Here is a 2,258-nt window from a genome sequence, read left to right on the forward strand (position 1 = left end):
GTCAGGGGGCGGTGTTGGGGATGGGTAGCGTGGCGACCCGATCGCTAGAGCCGATGACGATCTATCTTGGCAATCCTGCGATCGCTATCAAGTCACGTAAAATCAAAGAGTAATTATTTTTATAGAAATAATATTTTTTATACATGACTATCACTACTTCAGCCCCTAGCCCTAAAATCGGACTCGCCTCCCGTATCGTCAATGGCATTTTAGCGATCGCGCCTTTATTTAACCTTGCCAAGCAACGCGCTCGCAAAATGATGATCGAACGCGCCGAATCGATGGGCGTAAACTGGCGACAAATTGTTGCCGATTTACAAAAACAGGATCTTGAGGCAGAACTAGTTAAAGTTCAAAATCCCAACTTAAAATATCCCGAATATTATCTCAAGCATTTTCATGCATACGAAGAAGGGAATCTCGGTTGGTTACCCGCGACAGAAGTTGAAGTGGCCGCCTATGCCGTCCATTCGCGCATCTGGAATGACGATAAACCACCCGTGCAAGGGGATGCCAGACTGCGTCAAAGCTATCTGGATATCGTCAAAGAAAAAATACCCGCACCTCAAAATATTCTCGACATCGGTTGTAGCGTAGGCATGAGTACTTTCTCTCTACATGAGAACTATCCCCTTGCTAAGATTACGGGGCTAGATTTGTCACCCCATTTTTTAGCGATCGCTAACTACAATACCAACCTCAAATATCCGCAACTAACCAAAAACGGACAAATACAATGGATGCATTCTACTGCCGAAAACATTGCCTTACCTGATGCTTCCTTGGATTTTGTTTCCTGTTTTCTGCTATTCCATGAATTACCTCAAGATGCAACAAGGCAAATTCTGAGAGAAATCCGTCGGGTTTTGCAGCCCAACGGATACTTCGCCATGATGGACATGAATCCCCAATCCGATATCTACCAGAAAATGCCTCCCTACATCCTCACCCTCCTCAAAAGCACGGAACCCTATCTCGATCAATACTTCTCCTTCAATCTTGCCCAAGAACTAGTTGCCGCAGGCTTTGCCGCTCCTACCATCATCGCCAATAGTCCCCGTCACCGCACTGTCATCGCTAGAGTCGCTTAATAGAGTAAGGCAGCGCTTGCGCTGCCTTACTCTATTAAGCATCAGATCTCTTACAAAACTCAAAATGAGAACGGGCATTATAGCTATATTTACTTAAGTCAGGACATCAAACCCAATAGATAGTTGCGGCGCGAAGCGCCGCAACTATCTATTGGGTTTGATGTTTGTCCTAACATTACTGACTATAGCTATATCTCAAACATACTTTGCTAGCTAAAAATTTTAGAACCATTTTGTATAAAGCGAAACAATCTTAGTTTTATCTAATAACTCAAAGCTTAGATTATTTATATCAAGATCTAAAATATTTAAACGCACTTGAATAATGCTTTTTTCGACGTTATTAATAAAATTATTGAGCTTTACTTTCTCTAATTCTTTGCTGTAAAAAGAAAAATTTTCTTCATTCCATGCCAACTCCTCATTCCAAGATAATTGCTTTGTTATATTGAGCTTTGAAAATATTGCTAAAAACTCATATTCAAGTCTTATAGAAAGATTATTTGTACCTTTATTAAGAAAGTTATAGCTTGCCCTTAGTTCTTGTTGACGATGAGATGTTGAAAATGCTTCCATATACCTCGTTGTCTCTAGTAGAACGGGAGCGAATTTATTTCGATGCCAACCTACAATTGCAAGAATATCTTGGCTAACACCTGAACCAGTAGCACCTTCAAGGTTTTCAACTATAATAAATTCTTTCCCATCTCCCAACAAATCTTCATAGCGTATTTTTGCTCTTCCATAGGGCGACAGAATCGTAAATTCTGTGTCTTTATAAAATTCACCCGCGCTATTTTGTTCGTAAATATTTAAAATTATAGATCGCTGATAAAAAGCGCGTTTAGTGTATACACCTCCATATTCTCGTTCTTCAATTACACAATTTTTTTTATCCTTGTCCTTTAGTCTATGTATTTTACAGTTTTTGCTTAATGCTTCAGATTCATCTTTAAAACTAATAGGAATACCCACTACATGATTTTTGACTAATTTCATGTATTTTTTAATGGGTAAATAGTTTTCATCAAAATGCTGCCCACTTACTAAAGAATGAGTGGGTAATAGAAAGACACTAAAGAAGAATAATATCCTTGATATCAAAATAACAGTCTTCTGAAAAAATATAAAAATATCTTATAACAGCAATTATCGATCAAATGAACC

General features: G+C 38.7%; 2 protein-coding genes and 1 pseudogene. 2 read left to right on the top strand and 1 reads right to left on the bottom strand.

Annotation, left to right across the window (positions count from 1 at the left end):
• Positions 1–113: pseudogene (locus AC805_RS27375) on the top strand (colanic acid biosynthesis acetyltransferase WcaF); the annotation flags it as partial.
• A 30-nt stretch (positions 114–143) separates the two neighbouring features.
• Positions 144–1,091, top strand: coding sequence for a class I SAM-dependent methyltransferase (locus tag AC805_RS13180; protein ID WP_055075858.1), 948 nt, complete (start codon positions 144–146; stop codon positions 1,089–1,091).
• 222 nt (positions 1,092–1,313) lie between these two features.
• Here AC805_RS13180 and AC805_RS13185 read toward each other — a convergent pair whose 3' ends face one another.
• Positions 1,314–2,090: a hypothetical protein gene (locus tag AC805_RS13185; RefSeq protein WP_231662832.1), complete on the bottom strand. Its 777-nt coding sequence runs from the start codon at positions 2,088–2,090 to the stop codon at positions 1,314–1,316.
• Between the last annotated feature and the right edge of the window lie 168 nt (positions 2,091–2,258).

Origin of the sequence: Pseudanabaena sp. 'Roaring Creek' (genome assembly GCF_001402795.1) — a bacterium.
Lineage (GTDB): Bacteria > Cyanobacteriota > Cyanobacteriia > Pseudanabaenales > Pseudanabaenaceae > Pseudanabaena.

Excerpts from the sequence above, each read along its gene's own strand:
- AC805_RS13180 (WP_055075858.1), top strand. The coding sequence starts at position 144 with ATGACTATCACTACTTCAGCCCCTAGCCCTAAAATCGGACTCGCCTCC.
- AC805_RS13185 (WP_231662832.1), bottom strand. The coding sequence starts at position 2,090 with ATGAAATTAGTCAAAAATCATGTAGTGGGTATTCCTATTAGTTTTAAA.